Below are 23,096 nucleotides of genomic sequence, written 5' to 3' on the forward strand. Positions count from 1 at the left end.
AATGAAACTGAAGCTTTTTGGTGCGGCCGGTCTGGCTCTCTTCCTCGCGGCCTGTTCTGACCACGCGAACAAGAACGCGAACACCGGCGCTGCAACGCAGCAGCAGGTTGGCCCTGTTCCCGGCAGCGAGGCCGATCTGGTCGCGACTGCAGGTGACCGCGTGCTGTTCGCGCTGAACCAGAACACGCTGTCCAGCGATGCGAAGGCAACGCTCGACAAGCAGGCCGCATGGCTGGCCAAGTACCCGCAGGTGCATGTGCAGATTGCCGGTAACTGCGATGACCGCGGCACCGAGGAATACAACATCGCGCTGGGCGAGCGTCGTGCCAATGCGGCGCATGACTACCTGGTGGCCAAGGGTGTCGATGCTTCGCGCATCACCACCATCTCCTATGGCAAGGACCGCCCCACCGCCGTTGGCGATGATGAGGCTTCCTGGGCCCAGAACCGTAACGCCATCACGGCGGTGCAGTAAGTTTCTGCCAGCACTTCTACGGAATGTGGCAGTATGGAACCGGCCGGGCGCTTATCGCCCGGCCGGTTTTGTTTTAGATAGACGTGCGTCGTGTTGCTTGAAGGGTATGGTCCATGCGTTCTGTTATGTCGTGTTTCCTTTCGGTTCCTGGCCGGCTTTCACGGTGGGGGCGGGCTGGCATGCTGGCAGGTGGCGTATCGCTGGCCTGTCTGGGTAGCGCGCACGCGAATGACAGCGGCAACCTGACCCTGCAACTGCTTGACCGGGTCAATACGCTCGAGGAACAGACGCGCGAGATGCGCGGCCAGATCGATCAGCTGACCAATCAGGTGCAGCAGCAGAATGCCGCCATGAGCAAGCAGATCGATGACATGAATTTCGCCATGCAGCAGCGCGGCCATGCTGCGGCGGGGGGGGCGGCTCCGGTGGCCGCGGCAGGTGGCGTGACGCCCGCAGCCCCAGCCTCAGTCCCAGCCCCCGCCACGGCCAAGCGCAGCCTCGATGATGTGCTCAAGGCGGGCAATGATGCGCTGTTGCAGCATGATTACGCCACGGCGCAGGCTGATGCGCAGCAGGTGCTCTCCGGCCCCAAATCCCCCAGACAGATTGATGCGCAGTACCTGATGGCTCAGTCCCTGGCGGGGCAGAAGCAGTATCGTCAGTCCGCCCTTGCCTATTACGATACCTATAACCGCGCACCGCATGGCCAGCGCGCGCCGAGCGCCCTGCTGGGTGTTGCCGCAACACTGATGGCACTGAACGACAAGGCATCCGCCTGCCAGGCGCTGGACAAGCTTTCGAGTGAATTCCCTACGCCTGCGCCGCGCATCAAATCCGCCGAGCTGGTCTACCGCAAGCGCGCCAAATGTAGCTGATCGCCTGCGGGGGCATAGGGCGCATGCAGCTTTCACAGCCAGTCAGCCCGGCCCGTTTTGCTGCCCGTATGGCTGCACTGGGCCCGTGGCCGGGGCCGGGCGCGCCTGTCTGTGTTGCGGTATCGGGCGGGGCGGACAGCATGGCGCTGGCCATTCTGGCGCGGGGGTGGCGGCCTGATGTGACGGGGCTGGTGGTAGACCATGGGTTGCGTGCCGAGTCGCGGGTTGAGGCCGAGCAGACGGTGGCGCGCCTTGCCCAGCTTGGCATGCCGGCGCGGCTGCTGGTGCTTGAAGGGCTGGCGCGTGGCCCCCGCATGGCCGAACGCGCCCGGCGCATGCGCTACCAGGCCCTGTTTGCTGCCTGCCGCGACCTTGGCGCGCTTGACCTGCTGGTGGCCCACCATGCGGGCGACCAGGCGGAAACCGTGCTCATGCGCCAGCAGGCGGCAAGCGGGCATGACGGGCTGGCTGCCATGGCGGTGGCGACGGACATGGCGGATGTGCGCCTTGTCCGCCCGCTGCTGGGTGTAGGCAAGGAGGCCCTTTACGCCACGGTGCGGGCGGCGGGGGTGGACTGGGTGGAAGATCCCTCCAATTCCGACCTGCGCACCGCCCGCGCCCGGGCGCGTCATGCGCTGGCAGCGGATTCTGCCCTGACAGGCACGCTTCTGGCCGATGCCGGGCAGGCCGGGCAGGCCCGCAAGGCGCGCGATATGCAGGATGCACGCTGGCTGGCCGCCCATGCCCGCTTTCACTCCGGTGGCTGGGTGGTGCTGCCCCCTGATCTTGCGCCGCCACGGCTGCTATCAGCCCTGATGCGCGTGGTGGGGGGGCGGGATTATGCCCCGGCGCGCGAGGCGGTGGCAGCGCTTGTGGCCCGGCCCCGGGCGGCAACCCTGGCCGGGGTGGCTCTCATGCCGTGGCGTGATGGGCAATGGCTCGTGGCCCGTGAGGAAGCAGGCCTCGCGCCCTCCATGGAAGCCGCACCCGGGGCCATATGGGACCGGCGTTTCATCCTGCGCACGCCCGCCCTGCCGCCGGGCTGGCGCGTGGGGGGCGCGGGGCCGGTGGCGGCGTGGTGGCCGCAGGGTGGGCGGCGCTCCTGCTGGCCTGCGCGATTGTTGCGCACGCTGCCCGCGCTATGGCATGATGGGCAGGTCAAGGCCGTGCCCCATATGGGCCTGCGCGCGCGGGAACCTTTTGCTGCCCATGCGGTTTTCATGAACCAGCCCCCCCATCCCGTGCTCGACTGCGCCGTATTTGGCGGCTCCGGGCACTACCACCCGGGCGGGCGGGCATAAAAGGTTGGCGGGTGGGGGTGTGAATATCCCCTGATCGTCCTATGTATGTTAGGACGTAGTGAACGTGGCATCCGTTCGCCTGCCCGCTGTGGGGCAGGGGCGAGGGGGCCAGCGGATGGAACAGTGGACAAGATGAACAATTTCGGCCGGAACTTGCTCCTGTGGGTTATCATCATCGTCCTGCTGCTGTTGCTGTTTAATGTCTTCCAGCCGGGAAGCACGCAGCATGCATCGCAGCAGTTGGCGTATTCCGATTTCATCGGAGACGTGAACAGCGGGCATGTTCGCTCTGTCGTGGTGCAGGAGCACAACATCACCGGCACGCTGACGGATGGCACGTCGTTCGATACCTATACCCCGCAGGATCCCACCCTGATTTCCCGCCTGACGGAAAAGGGCGTGGAAGTCGTGGCCAAGCCGCTCGAGGCGGATACCAACCCCATCCTGCGCTACCTCATCAACTATGCGCCGCTTCTGCTCATGGTGGGGGCGTGGATCTTCATCATGCGCCAGATGCAGTCTGGTGGTGGCCGGGCCATGGGCTTTGGCAAGTCACGCGCCCGCATGCTGACCGAAAAGCAGGGCCGCGTGACGTTTGATGATGTGGCCGGCATTGATGAAGCCAAGGGCGAGCTGCAGGAAATCGTCGACTTCCTGCGCGACCCGCAGAAGTTTACCCGCCTTGGCGGCAAGATCCCCAAGGGCGTGCTGCTCGTGGGCCCGCCGGGCACCGGCAAGACGCTCCTCGCCCGCGCCATCGCGGGTGAGGCGAACGTGCCGTTCTTCACCATCTCGGGTTCCGACTTTGTCGAGATGTTCGTGGGTGTGGGCGCATCGCGCGTGCGTGACATGTTCGAGCAGGGCAAGAAGGCCGCACCCTGCATCATCTTCATTGACGAGATCGACGCTGTCGGCCGCCATCGTGGCGCGGGCCTTGGCGGCGGCAATGACGAGCGTGAGCAGACACTCAACCAGATGCTGGTCGAGATGGATGGCTTTGACAGCAATGAGGGCGTGATCCTGATTGCTGCGACCAACCGCCCCGACGTGCTCGACCCCGCGTTGCTGCGCCCCGGCCGTTTCGACCGCCAGGTGGTGGTGCCCAACCCCGATGTGGCGGGCCGCGAGAAGATCCTGCGCGTGCACATGCGCAAGGTGCCGCTGGCCTCCGATGTGGACCCCAAGGTCATTGCCCGTGGCACGCCCGGCTTCTCGGGTGCGGACCTGGCCAACCTGGTCAATGAGGCAGCGCTGATGGCCGCCCGCCTGGGCAAGCGCACGGTGGCGATGCTCGAGTTCGAGAACGCCAAGGACAAGGTGATGATGGGCGCCGAGCGCCGCTCCCTTGTCATGAGCGAGGATGAGAAGAAGATGACCGCCTACCACGAAGGCGGGCATGCTCTGGTGGGCATTCTCACGCCGGGGTCCGACCCGGTGCACAAGGCCACCATCATTCCCCGTGGCCGGGCTTTGGGCATGGTGATGAGCCTGCCGGAGAAGGACCGCTACTCCGAAAGCCGCTCGTGGTGCATCGGCAAGCTCACGCTGGCCATGGGTGGTCGCGCGGCGGAGGAAATCATTTTCGGGGCGGACAATGTCTCGACCGGTGCCTCGGGCGACATCAAGATGGCGACCGACGTGGCCCGCCGCATGGTGACTGAATGGGGCATGAGCGAAAAGCTGGGCATGGTGGCCTATGGCGGCAACGGGCAGGAAGTGTTCCTTGGCCATAGCGTAACCCAGAACAAGAACGTGTCGGAGGAAACGGCGCGCGAGATCGATAACGAGGTGCGCAAGCTGATCGATGCCGCCTATGAGCGCGCCCGCAGCCTGCTGCTTGAGCATATCGACCAGCTTCACCGTCTTGGCGCGGCCCTGCTGGAATATGAAACCCTGACCGGTGAGGAAATCCGCCAGGTGCTGCGGGGCGAGAAGATCGAGCGCGTGGTGGTGGATGATCCGATGCCGGAGAACCGCCGCCCGTCCGTGCCGCCTTCAGCCCCGTCCGCCCCCGTGGCGCCGCTGCCTACGCCAGAAGGTGGCGGTGGGGTGGGTGCTGCCCCGGCTGGCTAGGGATACCTTGAGAGAAAACGGTAAAAGTTCCCGGGTGCCGCCTTTTTTTACAAAAAGGCGGCATTCTTTTTAAGCTGGCGGGTTTTTAAACAGTTTCCCAATATAAACATGGCGGGGCAGCTTCAGGCTGTTCCGCCATGTTTGTATCCAGCCCTGCGCCAGCGGGCAGGGCATGATGGACGCATGAAAAACAGATAATAAAAATTTCCGGGTGCTATAATATTTTCATGATCGGGTCGGTATTTCATGGGTGATGTTTCCAGCCAGCCGCTGATTGAGCCACTGGCCCTGCTGCATGGCAAGGCGGCCCGGCAGGCGGTGGCGCTGGGTGTTGCGCACTGGTTTGCGGGTGGCCCGCAGGCCTATGCGCTCGCCCGCCTGGTCGGGCAGGGGCGCAAGGAGACGATCCTGCCGGTTACGGCCCTTCCGCCCGCGTGGGAGGAAGCGGCCCGGCGCGTCAGTGCGCCTGCGCCCGATGCGGGGCTGCCGCCGGGCCCGCAGGTCATGGGCATCATCAACGTGACCCCGGATAGTTTCAGTGATGGCGGCCAGCATGACCGCGTGGAGACGGCGCTCGCACGCATAAAGGCGCTGCATGCCGCCGGGTGCCGGGTGGTGGATATTGGTGGCGAGAGCACCCGCCCCGGCGCGCCCGCCATGTCTGCCGAGGCCGAATGGGGGCGGGTCGGCCCGGTCATCCGCGCGGTGCGGGCCTGTTCCGCGCTTGATGGGCTGCATCTCTCGATTGATACGCGGCACGCAGCGGTCATGGCTCAGGCGCTGGCGGCCGGGGCCACGCTCATCAACGATGTCTCGGCGCTGACGCATGACCCCGCAGCGCGTGCGGTCGTGGCGCGGCATGGCTGCCCCGTCATGCTCATGCACATGCGTGGCACGCCTGAAACGATGCGCGCGCACACGACTTACAGCGACGTGGCGGTGGATGTGGTGCGTGAACTCGGCCAGCGGGTGGAGGAGGCTGTGGCGGCGGGCATTGAACGCACGCGCATACTGGTTGACCCCGGCATCGGCTTTGCCAAGACGCTGGATGGCAACCTGACCCTGCTGGCCCGCCTGACCCTGCTGGCCAATCTGGGGTGCCGGGTGGTGCTGGGCACGTCGCGCAAGCGCATGATTGGCGAACTGGCCCACGAACCCGACGCGGCAGCGCGTGATCCGGGCACGATTGCGGCCAGCCTGCCCGGAATGGTCTTTCCCGGCGTGGTGCTTCGGGTTCACAATGCAACAGCCATGATCCAGGCCATGCGGGTGCAGCAGGGGCTGGATCGGCAGTAACAGGTAAGGTAGGTCGGTGTCCGACCAGAACGTATCCGGAGATCTCCAGTCATGGTAAAAACAAGAAAGCTGTTCGGCACTGATGGAATTCGGGGCATGGCCAACCGCTTTCCCATGACGGTGGAAGTGGCGCAGAAGCTGGGCCAGGCCGCGGGCCTGCGCTTCATACAGGGCACGCACCGCCACAGCGTGCTGCTGGGCAAGGATACGCGCCTGTCGGGCTACATGATCGAATGCGCGCTGGTGTCGGGCTTTCTTTCAGCCGGGATGGACGTGACGCTGGTGGGGCCGATGCCCACCCCGGCCATTGCCATGCTCACCCGCTCCCTGCGCGCCGATCTGGGTGTCATGATCTCGGCCTCGCACAATCCGTATGGCGATAATGGCATCAAGCTGTTCGGCCCCGACGGGTTCAAGCTCTCCGATGAGACGGAAGCGGGCATCGAGGCGGCCATGGGCGAGGACCTGACCCACATGCTCGCCGCCCCCGACCAGATCGGCCGGGCCTCGCGCCTCAATGATGCGGCGGGCCGGTACGTTGAAAGTGCCAAGTCCTCCTTCCCCCGCCGCCTGCGGCTTGACGGGCTGCGTATCGTGATCGACTGCGCCAATGGCGCTGCCTATCGCGTGGCGCCCACGGCGTTGTGGGAGCTGGGCGCCGAAGTGGTGCGCATTGGCTGCGACCCCGATGGCATCAACATCAATGAAGGCTGCGGCTCCACCCGGCCCGAAGCCCTGTGCGCCGCGGTGCAGCGCCACCGGGCCGATATCGGCATAGCCCTTGATGGGGATGCCGACCGCGTGCTGATCTCCGACGAGAAGGGCCGGCTGATCGATGGCGACCAGATCCTTGCGTTGATCTCGCACTCATGGGCGCGGCAGGGGCGACTGTCGGGGCGGCATATCGTGGCCACCGTCATGTCCAACATGGGGCTTGAGCGCTATCTCGAGACACAGGGGCTGGAACTGGTGCGCACGGCGGTGGGCGACCGCTACGTGGTGGAGAAGATGCGCGAGCTTGGCGCCAATATCGGCGGCGAGCAGTCGGGGCACATGGTCCTGTCCGATTTCGCCACCACGGGCGACGGGCTGGTGGCCGCCCTGCAGGTGCTGGCCGAAGTGGTGGAGTCCGGTCGCCCCGCAAGCGAGGTATGCCGCATGTTCAAGCCCTATCCGCAACTGTTGCGCAACGTGCGCTTTGCCGGTCGCAGTCCGCTGCATGACCCGCAGGTGCAGGATGCGCGCAAGGCGGCGGAAAAGCGGCTGGGTACGCGCGGGCGACTCGTGCTGCGTGAAAGTGGCACCGAACCGCTGGTGCGCGTCATGGCGGAAGCGGAGGACGAGGCGCTGGTCAATGCCGTCGTCGATGACATGTGCGAGGCGATCACCGCCATCCAGATGGCGGGCTGAGCCATGCATGGGCGCATCCTCATCATGGCGGGCAGCGATAGCGGGGGCGGGGCCGGTATCCAGGCCGATATCAAGACCGTGACCGTGCTGGGCGGCTTCGCCATGACCGCGATTACAGCCCTGACCGCGCAGAATACGCTTGGCGTGCAGGCGGTCATGCCGGTTTCCCCGGCCTTTATCGTGGCCCAGATGCGCTGCGTGATGGATGATCTGGGGGTTGATGCCTTCAAGAGTGGCATGCTGGACCGGCCGGAGGTGATCGAGGCGATTGCCGATGTGCTGCTCACCACGACCGATATTCCCTACGTGCTCGACCCGGTCATGGTGGCGAAGGGGGGAGCTGCGCTGTTGCAGGAGCGTGCGCTGGCCACGCTGAAGGCGCGGCTACTGCCGCTGGCCACCGTGCTGACCCCCAACATTCCTGAAGCCGAGGCCCTGCTCGGCCACGGCATTGCGGGGCGCGCGGACATGGTGCCCGCGGCCCGTGCCCTGCTGGCACTCGGGCCGGGTGCCGTGCTGCTCAAGGGTGGGCACATGGAAGGTGATGAACTGCTCGACGTGCTGGTGCAGGCCGATGGCACGGTACAGGAATTCGTAAGCCGGCGCATTCACACCCGGCATACGCATGGTACCGGCTGCACCCTGGCCAGCGCCATTGCCACCGGGCTGGGGCAGGGCATGAACCTGCCGGATGCCGTGACCCGGGCGCGGGCCTACGTGCTGCGCGCCATTGCGGCCGCGCCTGGCTATGGCGCGGGGGCCGGCCCGCTGAACCATGGTGCGGGCGGTATAGGATAGCGCATTAATAATTCATTAATAAAATAAATGTCATTATATTTATTATTTCTATGGAAGAATGGTAATATATAGACAACTTTAGGTTGTTTAATGCATGAGGCGCACTTATAGGTAGACGTAGTCAAAATATCTACTGGATGGTCGATATGCGGATTTTGCTTATAGAACCCAATGCCCGGAAAGCCGAAGAGACCACCCGGCATATGGAAAAAGCCGGATTTACAGTAGATCATGTTGATACAGGGCATGATGGACTGGGAATGTTAAAATCCTATAATTATGACCTTGCAGTCATGGAGATCCGGCTGAAAGATCTCGATGGGTTCGAGGTCATTCGGGTCAGCCGGGCAGCAAGGGTGCCCACGCCCGTGCTGGTCCTGTCAGAGGAGCGCGAGGCGGCCACCAAGGTGAGGGCCTTCTCCACCGGGGCGGATGATTACGTGACCCGCCCCTACGAATCGATGGAACTGACAGCGCGGATGCAGGCGGTAATCCGCCGTTCCAAGGGGTATAGCGAGCCGACCCTGCGCGCGGGGCCGCTTGAGCTGTGCCTCGATAGCCGTACGGTGAGCGTGCAGGGGCACTGCGTGCATCTGACCGGCAAGGAATACATGATCCTGGAGCTGCTCCTGCTGCGCAAGGGTATGGTCCTGACCAAGGATGCCTTTCTCAACCATCTGTATGGCGGGATGGATGAGCCGGAAATGAAGATCATCGATGTGTTTATCTGCAAGCTGCGCAAGAAATTGCAGGTTGCGGGCGCGGGGCAGCTTATTGCCACCGTGTGGGGGCAGGGCTATGTACTGCGCGACGAGACACCGACCCTGGCCCCGGCACCGTTTGGTCATCCGATGCCTCAGGTAACAGTGGCGTGATGCCTATGGGGCCTGGGGGCGTGCAACCGGAACCAGCCCGCTGTCGTTGAAATGACCGTGCAAAGAAAAATGGCAGGCTCACCCCGCAAGGTGAGCCTGCCAAAGTTTTAAAGTGATGATTCGATATGCGATGCCCCCATCGCCTGATGGTTATCGCATTGTCGTGCCGATCCCGAACATGAGATAAATCAAACTCGGCTGAAATAATTCATATGTTTTTTTCCGCGCATCTTTATTCCGGCTCGTTGATGGGACAGGATGCGCTGATTAACAGGATGGAAACAGGCGGCACGTCGATGGGAAACAAGAAAGCGCTGAGGCATCTTTACGCAGGTGGCGCGTTGCTGCTTGCCATATCCACCGGGCTGACCGCGTGTGAAAGCGTGCATGACCAGATCGTGGATAAGGAAAACAGCCTTGCCGCAGCCGGTTTCGTGGCGCGCCCCGCCAACAACCCGGAACGGCAGCTGATGCTGCAGAAACTTCCCCCCAACCGGTTCCTCCAGAAATCGTTTGGAGACCACATGCTCTACATCTATTCCGACCCCAAGGTGTGCAGCTGCCTGTATGTGGGCAACCAGGCTGCCTATGGGCGCTACATGTCCTATGTGCAGGCCCAGAATCTGGCTGATCAGCAGCAGATGACGGCGGATATGTACGAAGATGCCTCCTGGAACTGGGGCATGTGGGGCTGGGGTGGTGGCGGCTGGGGCGGCCCATGGGGCGGCGGATGGTGGTAAGGCGCTGTCTGCAGGCACCGCATTGATAAAGTAATAGAAGTTTGCGGGCGCCGCCTTTTTTTAAAAAGGCGGCGTTTCAGGTAAATTTGGGGCGGTGGTCCGCATAGACCACCATCTGCCAGGCTTCGCGCGTGCCGAGCCGGTGGGGGTGGGCATGGATGGCAGGCAGGAGCTGCCCCTCGCTTGCGGCTATTTCCACGCCGCAGCCGGCACAACGGTAAATACCGGAATGGGGGGCGACGGTGCGGGGCGGATGAAGCTTGTCGAATTCAGGATCGGTCCACGTATCTATAAACTGTGCGGACTGGTAGAGGGCCATCCCGTTCTCCATTGTTTTTCATCGGCTGGCTGAGCTGTTAAAATAACCTCTAGCATGCATCTTACACGGTGGCACATCCATCCCCACATGCCGCTTTCCATATTCCCGTGCTATGCTCTGGCCGGTGGGTATTGACCCGATGCGGCGGCAGACAGACTATTTATGAGGGCATCTGTTCCAGGCCAATATGTTTTTCAGTAAAGAATTTAATTTTTCATGCCCTGCAATGTAAAATGTAATTTATGGTCCTGTTTCACCTGCATTGAAATAATCAGGAACATAATAAATGCAAATATATAAGTTTGATAATGTATTCCATTTATCTTGAAATTATTTATTATAACAATAATAAAAATTTCTTGTCAGTCTGGGCGCTTTACGGAACGGACTGCCCATTAAATCCGCCTTTATCATGCCCGTGATCCTAATGGGTGCAGTATATAACTGGAAATAACATCTTTTAGTCTGGGGAGCGGAGGGTCAGCGACTGGTCAACTGTTTGTGTAACAATTGCATTCAGCGCGCCATGTGCCGCTGTCCATTGAAAGGGATCGGCATCGTTATTGAAGGTCGGGTCAAGCTGGTCGCCCCGTACCGTGCCATAGGCCTGAAAATACATGTCGGGGCGGGCGGGTATGGTATCCATTGTCCATGTCCAGTCATCGGACAGGAGTGCTGTCGCCCCCACCTGCGCGCAGGGGTGCGTAGGTGACAGGGTTACGGCTGCTGTCGTCATGAGGGCCGCCTGCGGGCGGTGGTAGCGGCTGTCCCCGCCAATATCTTCCATCTGCAGGTCGCGGCGGCGCGATTCCTCCGCAGGCGGGATGTTGCGCCAGCCATCGCCATCGGGGGCCGCGTGGGCGCGGTCGAGCGGGTCCGATGCGGGGCCGAAGGCATGGCCCGCGTAATTGAGCGCGGTGCCTGCGGGCACATGAACCTGGCCATGGGCCGCGGCATTCTGCACAAAGCTGTTTTCAACAGGGTGCCGGGCCAGGCAAAGTTCGATCTGCCCGCCCGCCCGGGCCGGGTGTGCGCCCAGGGCAAGGCAGAGTCCGGTCATGACCAGCAGCCAGATGCCCCGCCGTATGGGCAGCCCGCCCCCCTGCGCCGGGGGCGATGGGGGGCGGGCTGTCCTTATGTGCGGCATGGTACCGACCGGAAACAACCGGAACTCAGTTCCCGGCGGCTTTCTTGCCCGAAGGCGTGCCGACCATGTCTTCAGATACGAAGCGGATGCTGTTCTGGGCGTCGAGCAGGGCGGCGTCCGCATCCTTGGTGTTGGGTGTTGCACCCGCCAGCAGGTTGGAGGCGCGATAGACATCGCTGGCGCTGGCATCAAGCGGTGCGATGGCCAGCACGAAGTCAACATCCACCGCGGCAACCTGCAGGTTCTGAGCGGCCTGCGCGGGCTTGCCCTTGTTCAGGCTGGTATTGGCCGAAGCCACCGCCGTGCCCTGGGGGGAGGAGGGCACAAGGTCCTCGGTCACGATGTACTGGCCATCAACCGGCAGCCAGGCCACGGGCTGGGTGGAGGGGGCGGCCTTGGGTGCGGGCGCGCCAGCCGGGGCTTTCCTGGGGGGTGTCAGCTGGGCTTCGGCCTTCATGAACACCTTGTTGTCGCTCTTGGCGCGGGTCAGGGCGTTGTTGGCATCGGTCAGCAGCTTGACGGCACCAGCGGTGTCGTTGTTGGCAAGCGCCGTGCGGGCCATCTCGATATCATCAAACGCGCGGCTGCCATCAGCCGACAGCTTGGCGAAATCACGATTGACCGCACGCCCGGCCGAGGGGGTGGCATGCGCCGCGCCGACTGCCGTGCCCAGCATGAGCAGGGCTGCGGGCAGGAATGCATATTTCTTCATGGTTCATTCTCCGGTCTTGGTAGCGGTATCATTGCCCGACGCCATCTGTAACAAAAGATGTGGCAACGCAATGCGGCTGCCCTGCTGCCGCATGTCAGGCCCGCCCGGGCGCCTGCGTGCCAAAACCCCACTGGTCACGGCGCATGCATGCGCTAGTATGGGCCATGCTGCTCCCGTCTGGGGTGGCGCTGTTTATCAAGGAATGAATCATGTCTGAATGTGCAACCAAGTGCCCTTCCAAGTCTCCCTGCCTCAAGGGCATCCTGGTTTTCGGTGCGATTGTCGGCGTTATCGCGTTTTTCCTTAAGAAAAAGAAGTGCAACGACTGATCTCGCGCAGTCACGCCGTGCCGGTCATGTCCCCTGCGGGCATGGCCCTGGTGCGGTCCGGGCCGTGAGCGGGGCGGGGCACAGGCGTATCATCCATGTTGACATGGATGCCTTTTATGCCTCGGTCGAGCAGCGTGATGATCCGGCCCTGCGGGGCAGGCCACTGGCCGTAGGCGGCGCGGGCCGCCGGGGCGTTGTCGCTGCCGCAAGTTATGAGGCCCGCCGGTTCGGGGTGCGCTCGGCCATGCCTTCGGTTGTGGCGCAGCGCAAATGTCCGGACCTTGTGTTCGTGCCGCCGCGTTTTGATGTCTATCGCGCGGTTTCCGCCCAAATTCACGCCATTTTTGCCTGTTTTACCCCCATCATCCAGCCGCTTTCGCTTGATGAGGCGTATCTGGATGTAACCCGGCCCCTGCTGGATTATCCCTCCGCCACGGCAATCGCCACGGCCATCCGCGCCCGGATCCGCGATGAGACGTCACTGACCGCCTCGGCTGGCGTGTCCTACAATAAATTCCTGGCCAAGCTGGCCTCCGATTATCGCAAGCCCGATGGTCAGTTTGTCATTACACCGCGCATGGGGCCGGATTTTGTGGCGAGCCTGCCGGTCGGGCAGTTTCATGGCATTGGCCCGGCCACGGCGGCGCGGATGCACGCCCTTGGCATCCGCACGGGGCTGGACCTGCGCGCGCAGCCGCTTTCACGCCTGCTGCGGCATTTTGGCAAGGCGGCAGATTTCTATTACGGCATTGCCCGTGGGCTTGATGACCGCCCCGTGGAGGTCAACCGCCCGCGTCGCTCCATTGGCGGCGAGCAGACTTTCGATGCCGATATTCACGATTGGGCCGCCGCGCGTGACCACATGCTGGCCCTGTCGGAGCGGGTATGGGGGCGTTGCGTGGCGCGTGGCCTGACGGGCGTGACCGTGACATTGAAGGTGAAATACAATGACTTTCGCCAGATCGTGCGCGGGCGCACGGCGCCGGAGCCTGTCATGGATGGGGCCGATCTGGCCCGGCGGGCGCTGGCGCTGCTGGCCCCGTGTTTTCCGCCGCCACGGGGCATAAGGCTGCTCGGCGTGACCGTATCGGGCCTGCGCGTGCCGGGCGCTGTTCCACCCGCGCGGCAGCTTGCGCTGTTTGGCTGATGAATGAATGGAAGGGTTTCGGGTGTCGCTTTTTTTCAAAAAGGCGGCATCTTTCGAAGCTTTTTGAAAAAAGCTTCACCAAAAACTCTTTATCGATTGTAGGCAGATCGCATTGAGGCCATGGGATGGCTTCCCCCACAGCAGGCAGGATAACATGAACAACGTAGCCCCTCCCGGCTCAAAGGCCATTCTCAACGCCATTGCCGAACTCGTGCTGATCGCCGTGCCGGAAGAGGAGGAAGAAACCTGCCGCGCCATCGAGATGCACATGGCCTTTACCGGCAATGTCGAACTGGGCGACACGAATGTGTATTTCGGCTTCGATTACGAAACGCAGGAGGGAGAAAAGGTCAATTTCAGCCCCTTCGAGGACGAATCGACCGAAGGTCATATCCGCTACCTGCACGACCTGCAGCATGAACTGCTGGAACTGCGCACCGCCTTCTGGCGCGAGAACCCGGCCCGTGACCAGCCGGTCTGGACCGGGCTGACCCTGCGGGTGGAAATGGCCGAAGGGTCTTTCTCGGTCGATTTCGACTACTAAGATCCTGTCCTGAAATAATAAAAGTTTTTGGTGAAGCTTTTTTTTAAAAGCTTCAAATGACGCTGCCAGAAACTTTTTTCAGGCCCCGTAGGCCAGTCAGGCCGGGGCAAAAGGTGGCAGGGGTTCCGGCTTCAGGCTGCTGGGCAGGTAAAGCGGATGCTCGGGGCGGCCCGAACCCTTGCTCAGCCGCATGGCGCTGACCGTAATGCCGTGCTGTTGCAGCATGCGGATCACCTCCGGCCCGCGGGGCAGCAGGCTCTTGATCTGCGGCGAGCCATAGGCCGCCACCACCAGATCGGCCCGCCGCGCCATGGCCAGCAGGTGGCGGTCATTTTCGGGGCCGACCGGGTCGGGTACCTCAGTCAGGCGCTTCTGGTCGGTGCAGCGATAGGCGAAGGTGTTGCCCACCAGCAGCGTGCCGTAGCCCCAGGCGCGGGCATAGCGCTGGCACTTGGCCACCGTGCGGTCATCGCCGTCTTCCGTTGCAACCGATGGGTTCATCATCAGCCACATCACCGCGGGCCCTTGCGGGTTCCAGGTGCGGGTCAGTTCATAGCGGTAGCATTTGTCCGGGCCGCCATAAATGGCATGGCTGACCACGTCATCGGCCAGGCGGAGCGGGCGGCTGGAGCCCACATGGTGCTGGCCCTGTCTGCTGGTGTTCATGGCCCCAAACATACGCATGGCCGCGCGGAGGTCTACCCCGCGCGGCCATCACGCATTGCAGTTTGTGCGAAAGATCAGCGCGGCGTGCCAATCTTGTGCGGGGCCACCATCAGCTCATGGCCGCGCAGCATGCCATCCCAGTACAGCGCGGGCATGACCCATTCCTTGAGGAACCAGGCCAGATGCGTGGGCTTGCGGCCATTGAGCAGCCATGTGGGCAGGGTGGGGGCCAGCTTGCCGCCATAGGCGAACTCGGCCAGCACGATCTTGCCGCGCTCGACAGTCAGCGGGCAGGCGCCATAGCCGTCATAATCGGCCACGGCGGGCTTGTGGTCCAGCGTTGCCAGCACGTTCACGGCCACGACCGGGGCCTGCACGCGCACGGCGGCGGCGGTCTTGGCGTTGGAGGTGCCCGCCACGTCGCCGAGTGCGAACACATTGGCAAATTTTGTGTGGCGCAGGGTCGCGGGGTCAACCGACACCCAGCCCGCATCACCCGCAAGCGCGCTGTTGCGGATCACGTCGGGCGCGCGCTGGGGCGGCACGACATGCAGCATGTCGAATTCCACTTCCGAGGTCGTCTTGCTGCCATCCTGCGCCACGTTCTCGAAGGTGGCGATACGGCCCTTGCCGTCCACCTTCGTCAGGTTGGACTTGAGGCACAGGTCGATATGGTAGCGGTTGATGTAGTCCATCAGCGGCGGCACGAATTCCTTCACGCCAAACAGCCCCGGCGTTGCGGTGTGGAAGGACACGTTGATGTTGTCGGCCAGGCCCCGCCTGCGCCACGCGTCACACGCCAGGTACATCGCCTTCTGCGGCGCGCCCGCGCACTTGATGGGCATGGGCGGCTGGGTAAAGACGGCATTGCCGCGCCCCAGCGTCTGCACCATCTGCCAGGTATAGGGGGCAAGGTCGTAGCGGTAGTTTGAGGTGACACCATTGCGGCCAAGGGTCTCGCTCAGCCCCTCGATCGCATCCCAGTCCAGCGTCAGGCCGGTGGCCACCACCAGCACCTCGTAGCGGATGGATGAGCCGTTGGACAGGTGCACGAGATTGGCTTCCGGCTCGAAGCCCGTGGCTGCGGCCTGCACCCAGTCGGCGCCGGCCGGGATCAGCTTCTTTTCCGACCGGCGGGTCTGTGACTGCTTGAACACGCCGCCGCCCACCAGCGTCCAGCCCGGCTGGTAGAAATGCGAGCCCGACGGCTCGATGATGGCCAGCGTGATGCCGCCACGCCGCTTGAGAATGCTCGCAGCGGTGGACAGGCCGGCCGCACCCCCGCCAACCACGACGACATCATAGGTCAGGCCCCGCGCCGCGCTGGCGAGGTTCGGGGTGGATGGGGGGGTATCGGTCATGAAGGGTCTCCGTATGACTCTTTGTAGATAAGGCTGCGCTGGATGGGCGTCAGGAACGGCTGAGTGGTATCTTGATGTAGCTTACACCATTATCTTCGGGCTCGGGCAAATGGCCGCCACGCATGTTGACCTGCACTGAGGGCATGATCAGGTTGGGCAGCGACAGGGTGGCGTCGCGCGCGGTGCGCATCTGCACGAAGGCGTCCTCGTTTACGCCATCATGAACGTGAACATTGTTCTCGCGTTCCGCGCCGATGGTAGTTTCCCATGCAAAGGTGTCGCGGCCGGGGGCCTTGTAGTCGTGGCACAGGAAAACCCGCGTCTCGGCGGGCAGGGCGAGCAGGCGGCGGATGGAATGGTAGAGCATGCGGGCATCCCCGCCGGGAAAATCGGCCCGCGCCGTGCCGTAATCGGGCATGAACAGCGTATCGCCGATAAAGGCGGCCTCACCGATCACATAGGCCATGTCGGCAGGGGTGTGGCCGGGCACGTGCAGCGCGGTCACGGGCAGGGTGCCGAGCGTGAACCGTGCCCCGTCCTCGAACAGCGCGTCGAACTGCGAGCCATCGCGCGCGAATTGCGTGCCCGCGTTGAACAGCTTGCCGAAGATGTCCTGCACTTTCAGGATGGCATGGCCAATGCCGAGCCTGCCGCCAAGGCGCTCCTGCAGCCACGGCGCTGCCGAGAGGTGATCGGCATGGACATGGGTTTCAAGCAGCCATTCCACCTCCAGCTTTTCCGCCGTGACGTAGTCCACGATGTCCTGCGCCATGGCGTGGTCGGTTTTGCCTGATGCAGGGTCGTAATCCATCACGCTGTCTATGATGGCGCAGGCGCGGGTGGCGGGGTCGTGCACCACATGGGTGGCGGTGAAGGTGGGCAGGTCGAAAAAGGTCCGGACAACCGGCGCCTGGCCGGTGGCGCGGCATGTCACTACCTGGCTTGCAGCGGCTTCAAGGGCGGGGTCGGACATGAAATGTCATCCATAGTTTATGAATTACATAATAAATGTATGTTATGAGATGGCTTGCGTCAAGGCGCGGCAGATGCAAAAGGGCAGGGCATGAGCACAGAGGCGAGCATATCCGCAAACCATGGCGCGATCGGAACGCGCCCGTTGCGGATCGGGGACGTGGCACCAGACTTTCAGGCCCGGACCACGAAGGGGGAAATACGCCTGTCGGACTTCCGCGGGCGCTGGCTGCTGTTTTTCTCGCACCCGGCGGATTTCACGCCCGTGTGCACCAGCGAGTTCATGGGGCTGGCCCGCGCGGTCGATCGCTTCGAGCAGCTTGACTGCGCGCTGCTGGGCCTGTCGGTCGACAGCCTGTACGCGCATCTGGCCTGGCTCGAGACGATACAGGAGCGCTTTGGCGTCGAGATTCCGTTCCCGCTGGTGGAAGACCCCTCCATGGCGGTATGCCGCGCCTACGGCATGCTGGACCTGACCGCGCAGAACAGCGCCACCGTGCGCGCCACCTACGTGATCGACCCCGATGGCGTGATCCGCGCGCTGGTGTGGTACCCCATGTCGGTCGGGCGCTCGGTCGAGGAACTGCTGCGCCTGGTCGAGGCCCTGCGGCGCAGCGAGGGCAACGCGGTCATGACGCCGGAGGGCTGGACGCCGGGCTGCGACGTGGTGCGCCCCGTGCCCACCACGCAGGCCGCCCTGCGCAAGGTCGGGGGCAATGGCTGCTGGTTCTACAACCCCGTGCCCGATACGGGCCGCAAGCGCGGGCAGTAACGCCATGTCTGATCCTGCCCAGGGGCTGCGCCTGTCCTATGTGCTCACGCTGTCCTGTCCCAACCGGCCCGGCATCGTGGCGGCCATCAGCCAGGCCCTGTTCGAGCTTGGTGGCGACATCGCGGGTGCCCAGCAGTTCGATGAGCGTGAAAGCCGCATCTTCTTCATGCGCGTGGTGTTCAGCGTGCCCGCAGGCGGGGTGGAGCGCGGCATGCTCGAGCAGGCGCTGGCCGCGCTGGCCGCGCGGTTCGACATGCACTGGTCGCTGCGCGAGAGCCTGCGGCCCACGCGCACCGTCATCATGGTCTCGCGCTTCGATCACTGCCTGGTCGACCTGCTGTACCGCTGGCGCATTGGCGAGCTGGCCATTGCGCCGGTGGCCATCATCGCCAACCACCCGCGCGAGACCTATGCCCATATCGACCTTGACGGCATCCCCTTCCACTACCTGCCCGTAACCGCCGCCACCAAGGCTGCGCAGGAGGCCAGGATGGCCGAGATCGTGCGCGGGACAGGGGCCGAGCTGGTGGTGTTGGCGCGGTACATGCAGATCCTGTCCGATTCCATGAGCGCGTGGCTGGCGGGGCGGTGCATCAACATCCACCACTCCTTCCTGCCCGGCTTCAAGGGGGCGAAGCCCTATCACCAGGCGTTTGCGCGCGGCGTGAAGCTGATCGGTGCGACCGCCCATTTCGTGACCCCCGACCTTGATGAAGGTCCGATCATCGAGCAGGATGTCGAGCGCATTACCCATGCCGATACCCCTGATGACCTGATCCGCAAGGGGCGCGATATCGAGCGCCGGGTGCTGGCGCGCGCCGTGCGTTACTTTACCGAGTGCCGCGTCATTCCCAACGGGCGCAAGACCATCGTGTTCAATCCCTGATGCCCGGCCCCGAGCACAGGCCGGCAGCAGCCCCCATGCCCGATGCCGATACGCAGTGCGCGGGCTTCCGCCAGGCGCGGCTGGCGCGCAAGACGGCCCTGATCGAGGATTATGTCGAACTGATCGATGACCTGCTCAATGACGGGCAGGAGGCGCGCCAGGTCGATATCGCTGCCCGGCTTGGCGTATCGCAGCCCACCGTGGCCAAGATGCTGGTCCGCCTCGAGGCGGACGGGCTGGTCACGCGCAGGCCCTATCGCGGCATTTTCCTGACCGGGGCAGGCCAGGAGATGGCGCGGGCCAGCCGGGCGCGCCACCACACGGTCGAGCAGTTCCTGCGCGCCCTTGGGGTGAGCGAGGCGAGTGCCCGCATTGATGCCGAGGGCATGGAACACTATGTGGGGGCGGAAACGCTGCGCGCCTTCCGCCACGCGCTCGAGGCGGGGCTTGCCACCTTCATGGCCAAGGCAGGCAAAAGACACGACGACTGACCCACAAAGGGAAGGGAACGCCCCATGACCCGACGCGCGGGCTCCGCCGACCTGCCGCTGCATACCGGGCGCGTGCCCGCGTGGCTGGGCCAGCGCATGGCGCGGCTGGGGGCGGTCATCACGCAGGCGGTCGTGCATCATTACGGGCGGGACGAATTCCTGCGCAGGCTGGCCCACCCGTTCTGGTTCCAGTCCTTTGGCGCGGTCATGGGCATGGACTGGCATTCCTCCGGCATCACCACCAGCGTGATCGGGGCGCTCAAGCGCGGGCTTGCGCCCCTGCAGGATGAGCTGGGCCTGTATGTGTGCGGCGGCCGTGGCCGCCATTCGCGCCGTACGCCTGATGAGCTGCTGGCGGTGGGCGAGGTCACCGGGCTGGACGCCACGCCGCTCGTGGCCACGAGCCGCATGGTGGCCAAGGTGGATAGCGCTGCCGTGCAGGATGGATTCGACCTGTACCTGCATGGTTTCATCGTGGCGGCGGATGGCAAATGGGCCGTGGTGCAGCAGGGCATGCATGCGGGCCAGCGCCTTGCGCGGCGCTATCACTGGCTGTCCGATGACGTGAGCAGTTTTGTCGAGGCGCCGCATGCCGCCATTGATGGCCGCACGACAGGCCGCCCCATCATGAACCTGACCGACCGCCGGGCCGGTGCCTCACGCGCGGGGCAGGTCGAACTGCTCCACGCCATGGGGCCGGACCGGCTGACGCGCGAGCTCATGCGCATCGAGGGCCATGCGCCCCCGCAGCCCCCCGCGCAGGGCGAACTGCCCTATCTGTGCATGCCCGCCCACCATGACGTGCAGCCGCAGGATGTGAACATGCGCCGCCTGCACGGCGCGCTGGCGGCGGCACAGGAGGCGGGGCCGCGTGACTTCCCCGACCTGCTGCGCGTGGCCGGCGTGGGGGCGCGCACGGTGCGCGCGCTCGCGCTGGTGGCGGAGGTGGTGCATGGCGCGCCGTGCCGGTTTGATGACCCGGCCCGCTTCTCGCTGGCGCATGGCGGCAAGGACCGCCACCCCTATCCCGTGCCGGTGGCGGTGTATGACCGCACGCTCTCGGTCATGAAGGCGGCAGTGGCTGCTGCGAAACTGGGGCGCGAGGAACGGCTCGATGCCATCCGCCGGCTTGATTCCGCTGCCCGCAGGCTGGAGCGCGATGCGCGCGGCCCGTCTTTTTCCGCGATTATGGGCGAGGAACGCGCCCGATCGCATGATTATGGCGGGCGCTCGGTATTTGGTTATGAACCGCCACCGGCCGGCCGGGTTTCAGAAGGGCAGCGGAACGGGATCATGCGCCATGATGGCCAGCCACACGACCAGCAGGGACACGAAGGCGAGGCGTCCCGCAACGCGGGATAGGGGTGCATCTGTCATGCAGGCATGATACCGGGCCAAATGCGGCATAAGTGCGGAGCCTTTCCCCCGCCATGTCCTCAAGGCAGCATCCTCGCATGAACGTGAAAGACTCCGCTCTTCCCCCCGATACGCGCCCCACGCCCGCCTTGGCGCGGTACCGTATGCGCCCGCTGGGGTTCATTTTCCATTACGTGCGGCTGCATGGCCGGTGGCATGCCATCATTGTCGGTGCGATTGCGATTGCGGTGGCGTGCAACGTGGGCATGTCGGCTATCATCCGCCACCTGGTCAATGGCATGACGGAGGGCGGGCGGGGCATGGGGGCCGTCTGGGTGTCCATCTTCCTGTTCTGCGCCACCATCATCTGCGACAACGCGGCCTGGCGGGTGGCGGGGTGGATGGCCTCGGGCGTGTTCGTGCGCGTGGGGGGCGATGTGCGCGGCGATCTGTTCCGCTACCTCAGCGGGCATGACGCGACCTATTTTGCCGACCGGCTTTCCGGCGCGCTCGCGGCCCGCGTTTCGGCGGCGGCAGGGGCGGTGGTGGCGTTGGAGAACATGGCGGCGTGGAACCTGCTGCCTTCGGTGCTGAACCTGTTCCTCGCCATCATCACGCTGGGCACGGTCAGCCCGCTGATGGCACTGGTGCTGGTGGGCATGACGCTGCTGCTGGGGCTGTGCATCTACCTGCTGGCAGGCCACGGGCAGGAGATGCACCTCGCCTACGCGGCGGAAGCGGCGGAGGTGGATGGCGAGATGCTGGACGTGATGCAGAACCTGCCCTTGGTGCGCGCGTACGGCATGATGGGGGTGGAGCATGGCCGCATGGGCCAGCGCATCCGTGGCGAGATCGGGCTGCATACGCGCTCGCTGCGCTACATGGAAAAGCTGCGGATGATCCATTCCGTGGTCACCGCCTTCATGACCACGGGGCTGCTGCTGTGGGCCGTGCTGCTGTGGCGCATGCACCGCGCCACCACGGGCGATGTGGTGATGGTGACCACGCTGGGCTTCCTGATCCTGAACTGCACGCGCGACCTGGCCTTTTCCATGGTGGAGGCGATGAAGCATGTCACCCGCCTGGCCGAGACGCTGGGCCACCTGCTGGTGCCGCATGAAGGCAGCGGCGTGGCCGAGACGGTAGTGCTGCCGCCCGCAATGCTGCGCGGGCATGTGCAGTTGCGTGATGTCAGTTTTGCCTACCCCGGTGGCGCGCCGGTGCTGTCGTATTTCAACCTCGACATTCCCGCGGGCACGCGCGTGGGGCTGGTGGGGGTTTCGGGCTCGGGCAAGAGCACGGTGCTGGCCCTGCTGCAGCGCCAGCGCTTCGTGCAGGCAGGGGCGGTGGAGCTTGATGGCGTCAACATCCTTGAACTCGACGAGGCCAGCCTGCGCGCCGCCATGGCCGTGGTGCCGCAGGAGGTGTACCTGCTGCGCCGCTCGGTGGGCGAGAACATCCGCTACGGCCGCCCAGACGCCACCGATGAGGAGGTAAAGGCTGCGGCTGAAGCGGCGGGCTGCACCCGTTTCATCAACGCCATGCCGCAGGGGTTCGCTACCGTGGTGGGCGAGCGGGGGGTCATGCTCTCGGGCGGGCAGCGCCAGCGCCTGGCCATTGCGCGCGCCTTCCTGCGCAATGCGCCCATCCTGATCCTGGATGAAGCGACCAGCGCGCTGGATGGGGAAAGCGAGCGCCATGTCCATGCTGCCCTCGAGCGGCTGATGGTAGGGCGCACGGTTATTGCCGTAGCCCACCGGCTCTCTACCCTGCGCGGGTTTGACCGGATCGTGGTGATGGAGCGCGGCCATATTGCCCAGGCGGGCACCATGGCCGAGCTTGAGGCCGTGCCCGGCCCGTATCGTGACCGGCTGCTGGCAACAGGCGACCTGCAGGCTCCCGTGCCGGGTTTTTCGCCCCTGTCATGAACAGTGCCCGAAGCAACGCATTGATAAAAATGATAAAAGTTTTCGGGTGCCGCCTTTTTGAAAAAAGGCGGCGTTCTTCCAGTCTCTCATCAAGCCACAAGGAAAACCCATGCAGGCCCCAACCCACCGCATAGGCCCCGAAGACCTCGTGCCCATGGTGGCCGCCACCCTTGCGGGCGAGACGGATCTGATCGCCAACATGGCGAATATCGCAGCCCTGGTGTTCGAGGCGTTGCCAGACCTCAACTGGGCCGGATTCTATCTGTGGAAGGACGGCATGCTCGTGCTGGGGCCTTTTCAGGGGCGGGTGGCCTGCACGCGTATTGCGCCGGGGCGTGGTGTGTGCGGCACCGTCGCGCGTGAGCGCAGGACGCAAATCGTGCCTGACGTGCATGCCTTTCCCGGCCATATCGCCTGTGACGCGGCCTCTGCCGCCGAGATCGTGGTGCCGGTCCTGCACGGGGAGCGGCTCGTGGGCGTGCTAGATGTTGACAGCCCCCGCCCCAACCGTTTCACCCCATCGGACCAGCACAGGCTCGAACAGGTCGTTGGCCTGCTGGTGGCCAGGATCACGCCCTGATCAGGCAGGCATGCCCTGCGTGCCCACCAGAACATTAAATCTA

At 64.2% G+C, this 23,096-nt stretch carries 23 protein-coding genes; 17 read left to right on the forward strand and 6 right to left on the reverse strand.

What is annotated here, in order from left to right; translation table 11 throughout:
• Position 1 precedes the first annotated feature (1 nt).
• The 9 genes from pal (at position 2) to OQZ28_RS10125 (ending at position 9,843) form a co-directional block, all read left to right on the forward strand.
• A complete protein-coding gene (gene pal, locus OQZ28_RS10085) occupies positions 2-475 on the forward strand; it encodes a peptidoglycan-associated lipoprotein Pal (protein WP_130730707.1) in 474 nt (157 codons plus the stop codon).
• 113 nt (positions 476-588) lie between these two features.
• Positions 589-1,350, forward strand: a complete 762-nt coding sequence (locus OQZ28_RS10090; protein ID WP_458136013.1) for a hypothetical protein — start codon at positions 589-591, stop codon at positions 1,348-1,350.
• Positions 1,351-1,373: 23 nt separating this feature from the next.
• Complete coding sequence (gene tilS / locus OQZ28_RS10095; protein ID WP_458136014.1) at positions 1,374-2,651, forward strand: tRNA lysidine(34) synthetase TilS; 1,278 nt, start codon at positions 1,374-1,376, stop codon at positions 2,649-2,651.
• A gap of 132 nt (positions 2,652-2,783) precedes the next feature.
• Positions 2,784-4,724 carry an ATP-dependent zinc metalloprotease FtsH gene (gene ftsH / locus OQZ28_RS10100; RefSeq protein ID WP_130730704.1) on the forward strand — a complete coding sequence of 647 codons (1,941 nt, stop codon included), beginning with the start codon at positions 2,784-2,786 and terminating at the stop codon, positions 4,722-4,724.
• Between the two features lie 246 nt (positions 4,725-4,970).
• Positions 4,971-6,020, forward strand: coding sequence for a dihydropteroate synthase (folP, locus tag OQZ28_RS10105; RefSeq protein ID WP_458136015.1), 1,050 nt, complete (start codon positions 4,971-4,973; stop codon positions 6,018-6,020).
• Between the two features lie 51 nt (positions 6,021-6,071).
• Positions 6,072-7,430, forward strand: a complete 1,359-nt coding sequence (glmM, locus tag OQZ28_RS10110) for a phosphoglucosamine mutase (RefSeq protein ID WP_458136016.1) — start codon at positions 6,072-6,074, stop codon at positions 7,428-7,430.
• Positions 7,431-7,433: 3 nt separating this feature from the next.
• A complete protein-coding gene (gene thiD, locus OQZ28_RS10115; RefSeq protein WP_130730701.1) occupies positions 7,434-8,228 on the forward strand; it encodes a bifunctional hydroxymethylpyrimidine kinase/phosphomethylpyrimidine kinase in 795 nt (264 codons plus the stop codon).
• A gap of 146 nt (positions 8,229-8,374) precedes the next feature.
• Positions 8,375-9,103 carry a response regulator transcription factor gene (locus tag OQZ28_RS10120; RefSeq protein WP_458136017.1) on the forward strand — a complete coding sequence of 243 codons (729 nt, stop codon included), beginning with the start codon at positions 8,375-8,377 and terminating at the stop codon, positions 9,101-9,103.
• A 296-nt stretch (positions 9,104-9,399) separates the two neighbouring features.
• On the forward strand, positions 9,400-9,843 hold the full coding sequence (locus OQZ28_RS10125; protein ID WP_242621721.1) for a hypothetical protein: 444 nt from the start codon (positions 9,400-9,402) through the stop codon (positions 9,841-9,843).
• A gap of 76 nt (positions 9,844-9,919) precedes the next feature.
• Here the strand turns inward: OQZ28_RS10125 and OQZ28_RS10130 are convergent, their stop codons facing one another.
• The 3 genes from OQZ28_RS10130 to OQZ28_RS10140 form a co-directional block, all read right to left on the reverse strand.
• Entirely contained in the window at positions 9,920-10,174 is a 255-nt protein-coding gene (locus OQZ28_RS10130) for a hypothetical protein (RefSeq protein ID WP_130730700.1), read from the reverse strand.
• Between the two features lie 448 nt (positions 10,175-10,622).
• Positions 10,623-11,222 (reverse strand): hypothetical protein, encoded by a 600-nt coding sequence (locus OQZ28_RS10135; RefSeq protein ID WP_458136078.1) that lies wholly within the window; start codon positions 11,220-11,222, stop codon positions 10,623-10,625.
• Between the two features lie 112 nt (positions 11,223-11,334).
• Entirely contained in the window at positions 11,335-12,021 is a 687-nt protein-coding gene (locus OQZ28_RS10140; RefSeq protein ID WP_130730698.1) for a YfdX family protein, read from the reverse strand.
• A 393-nt stretch (positions 12,022-12,414) separates the two neighbouring features.
• Between OQZ28_RS10140 and dinB the strand changes: the two genes are divergently transcribed.
• Positions 12,415-13,497, forward strand: coding sequence for a DNA polymerase IV (dinB, locus tag OQZ28_RS10145; protein ID WP_458136018.1), 1,083 nt, complete (start codon positions 12,415-12,417; stop codon positions 13,495-13,497).
• A gap of 154 nt (positions 13,498-13,651) precedes the next feature.
• A complete protein-coding gene (locus tag OQZ28_RS10150) occupies positions 13,652-14,041 on the forward strand; it encodes an immunity protein YezG family protein (protein ID WP_458136019.1) in 390 nt (129 codons plus the stop codon).
• 96 nt (positions 14,042-14,137) lie between these two features.
• Here OQZ28_RS10150 and OQZ28_RS10155 read toward each other — a convergent pair whose 3' ends face one another.
• The 3 genes from OQZ28_RS10155 to OQZ28_RS10165 form a co-directional block, all read right to left on the reverse strand.
• Positions 14,138-14,707 carry a DUF1643 domain-containing protein gene (locus OQZ28_RS10155; RefSeq protein WP_207303411.1) on the reverse strand — a complete coding sequence of 190 codons (570 nt, stop codon included), beginning with the start codon at positions 14,705-14,707 and terminating at the stop codon, positions 14,138-14,140.
• 74 nt (positions 14,708-14,781) lie between these two features.
• Positions 14,782-16,068: an NAD(P)/FAD-dependent oxidoreductase gene (locus OQZ28_RS10160; RefSeq protein ID WP_458136020.1), complete on the reverse strand. Its 1,287-nt coding sequence runs from the start codon at positions 16,066-16,068 to the stop codon at positions 14,782-14,784.
• A gap of 49 nt (positions 16,069-16,117) precedes the next feature.
• On the reverse strand, positions 16,118-17,041 hold the full coding sequence (locus OQZ28_RS10165; RefSeq protein ID WP_458136021.1) for an MBL fold metallo-hydrolase: 924 nt from the start codon (positions 17,039-17,041) through the stop codon (positions 16,118-16,120).
• Positions 17,042-17,131: 90 nt separating this feature from the next.
• On the opposite strand from OQZ28_RS10165, the gene OQZ28_RS10170 reads away from it, so the two are divergent.
• From OQZ28_RS10170 to OQZ28_RS10195, 6 genes are all read left to right on the forward strand, one after another.
• Positions 17,132-17,812, forward strand: a complete 681-nt coding sequence (locus OQZ28_RS10170) for a peroxiredoxin (RefSeq protein WP_458136022.1) — start codon at positions 17,132-17,134, stop codon at positions 17,810-17,812.
• 4 nt (positions 17,813-17,816) lie between these two features.
• On the forward strand, positions 17,817-18,698 hold the full coding sequence (gene purU / locus OQZ28_RS10175; RefSeq protein WP_130730692.1) for a formyltetrahydrofolate deformylase: 882 nt from the start codon (positions 17,817-17,819) through the stop codon (positions 18,696-18,698).
• Positions 18,698-19,189: a manganese-binding transcriptional regulator MntR gene (gene mntR / locus OQZ28_RS10180; RefSeq protein WP_130730691.1), complete on the forward strand. Its 492-nt coding sequence runs from the start codon at positions 18,698-18,700 to the stop codon at positions 19,187-19,189. Before purU ends, mntR begins: the two co-directional genes overlap by 1 nt.
• Before the next feature lie 24 nt (positions 19,190-19,213).
• On the forward strand, positions 19,214-20,551 hold the full coding sequence (locus tag OQZ28_RS10185; RefSeq protein ID WP_458136023.1) for a DUF763 domain-containing protein: 1,338 nt from the start codon (positions 19,214-19,216) through the stop codon (positions 20,549-20,551).
• Positions 20,552-20,643: 92 nt separating this feature from the next.
• A complete protein-coding gene (locus OQZ28_RS10190) occupies positions 20,644-22,473 on the forward strand; it encodes an ABC transporter ATP-binding protein (RefSeq protein WP_458136024.1) in 1,830 nt (609 codons plus the stop codon).
• Positions 22,474-22,582: 109 nt separating this feature from the next.
• Positions 22,583-23,053, forward strand: a complete 471-nt coding sequence (locus OQZ28_RS10195; RefSeq protein ID WP_458136025.1) for a GAF domain-containing protein — start codon at positions 22,583-22,585, stop codon at positions 23,051-23,053.
• The last annotated feature ends 43 nt before the right edge of the window (positions 23,054-23,096 follow it).

Source organism: Komagataeibacter sp. NFXK3, from assembly GCF_054182245.1.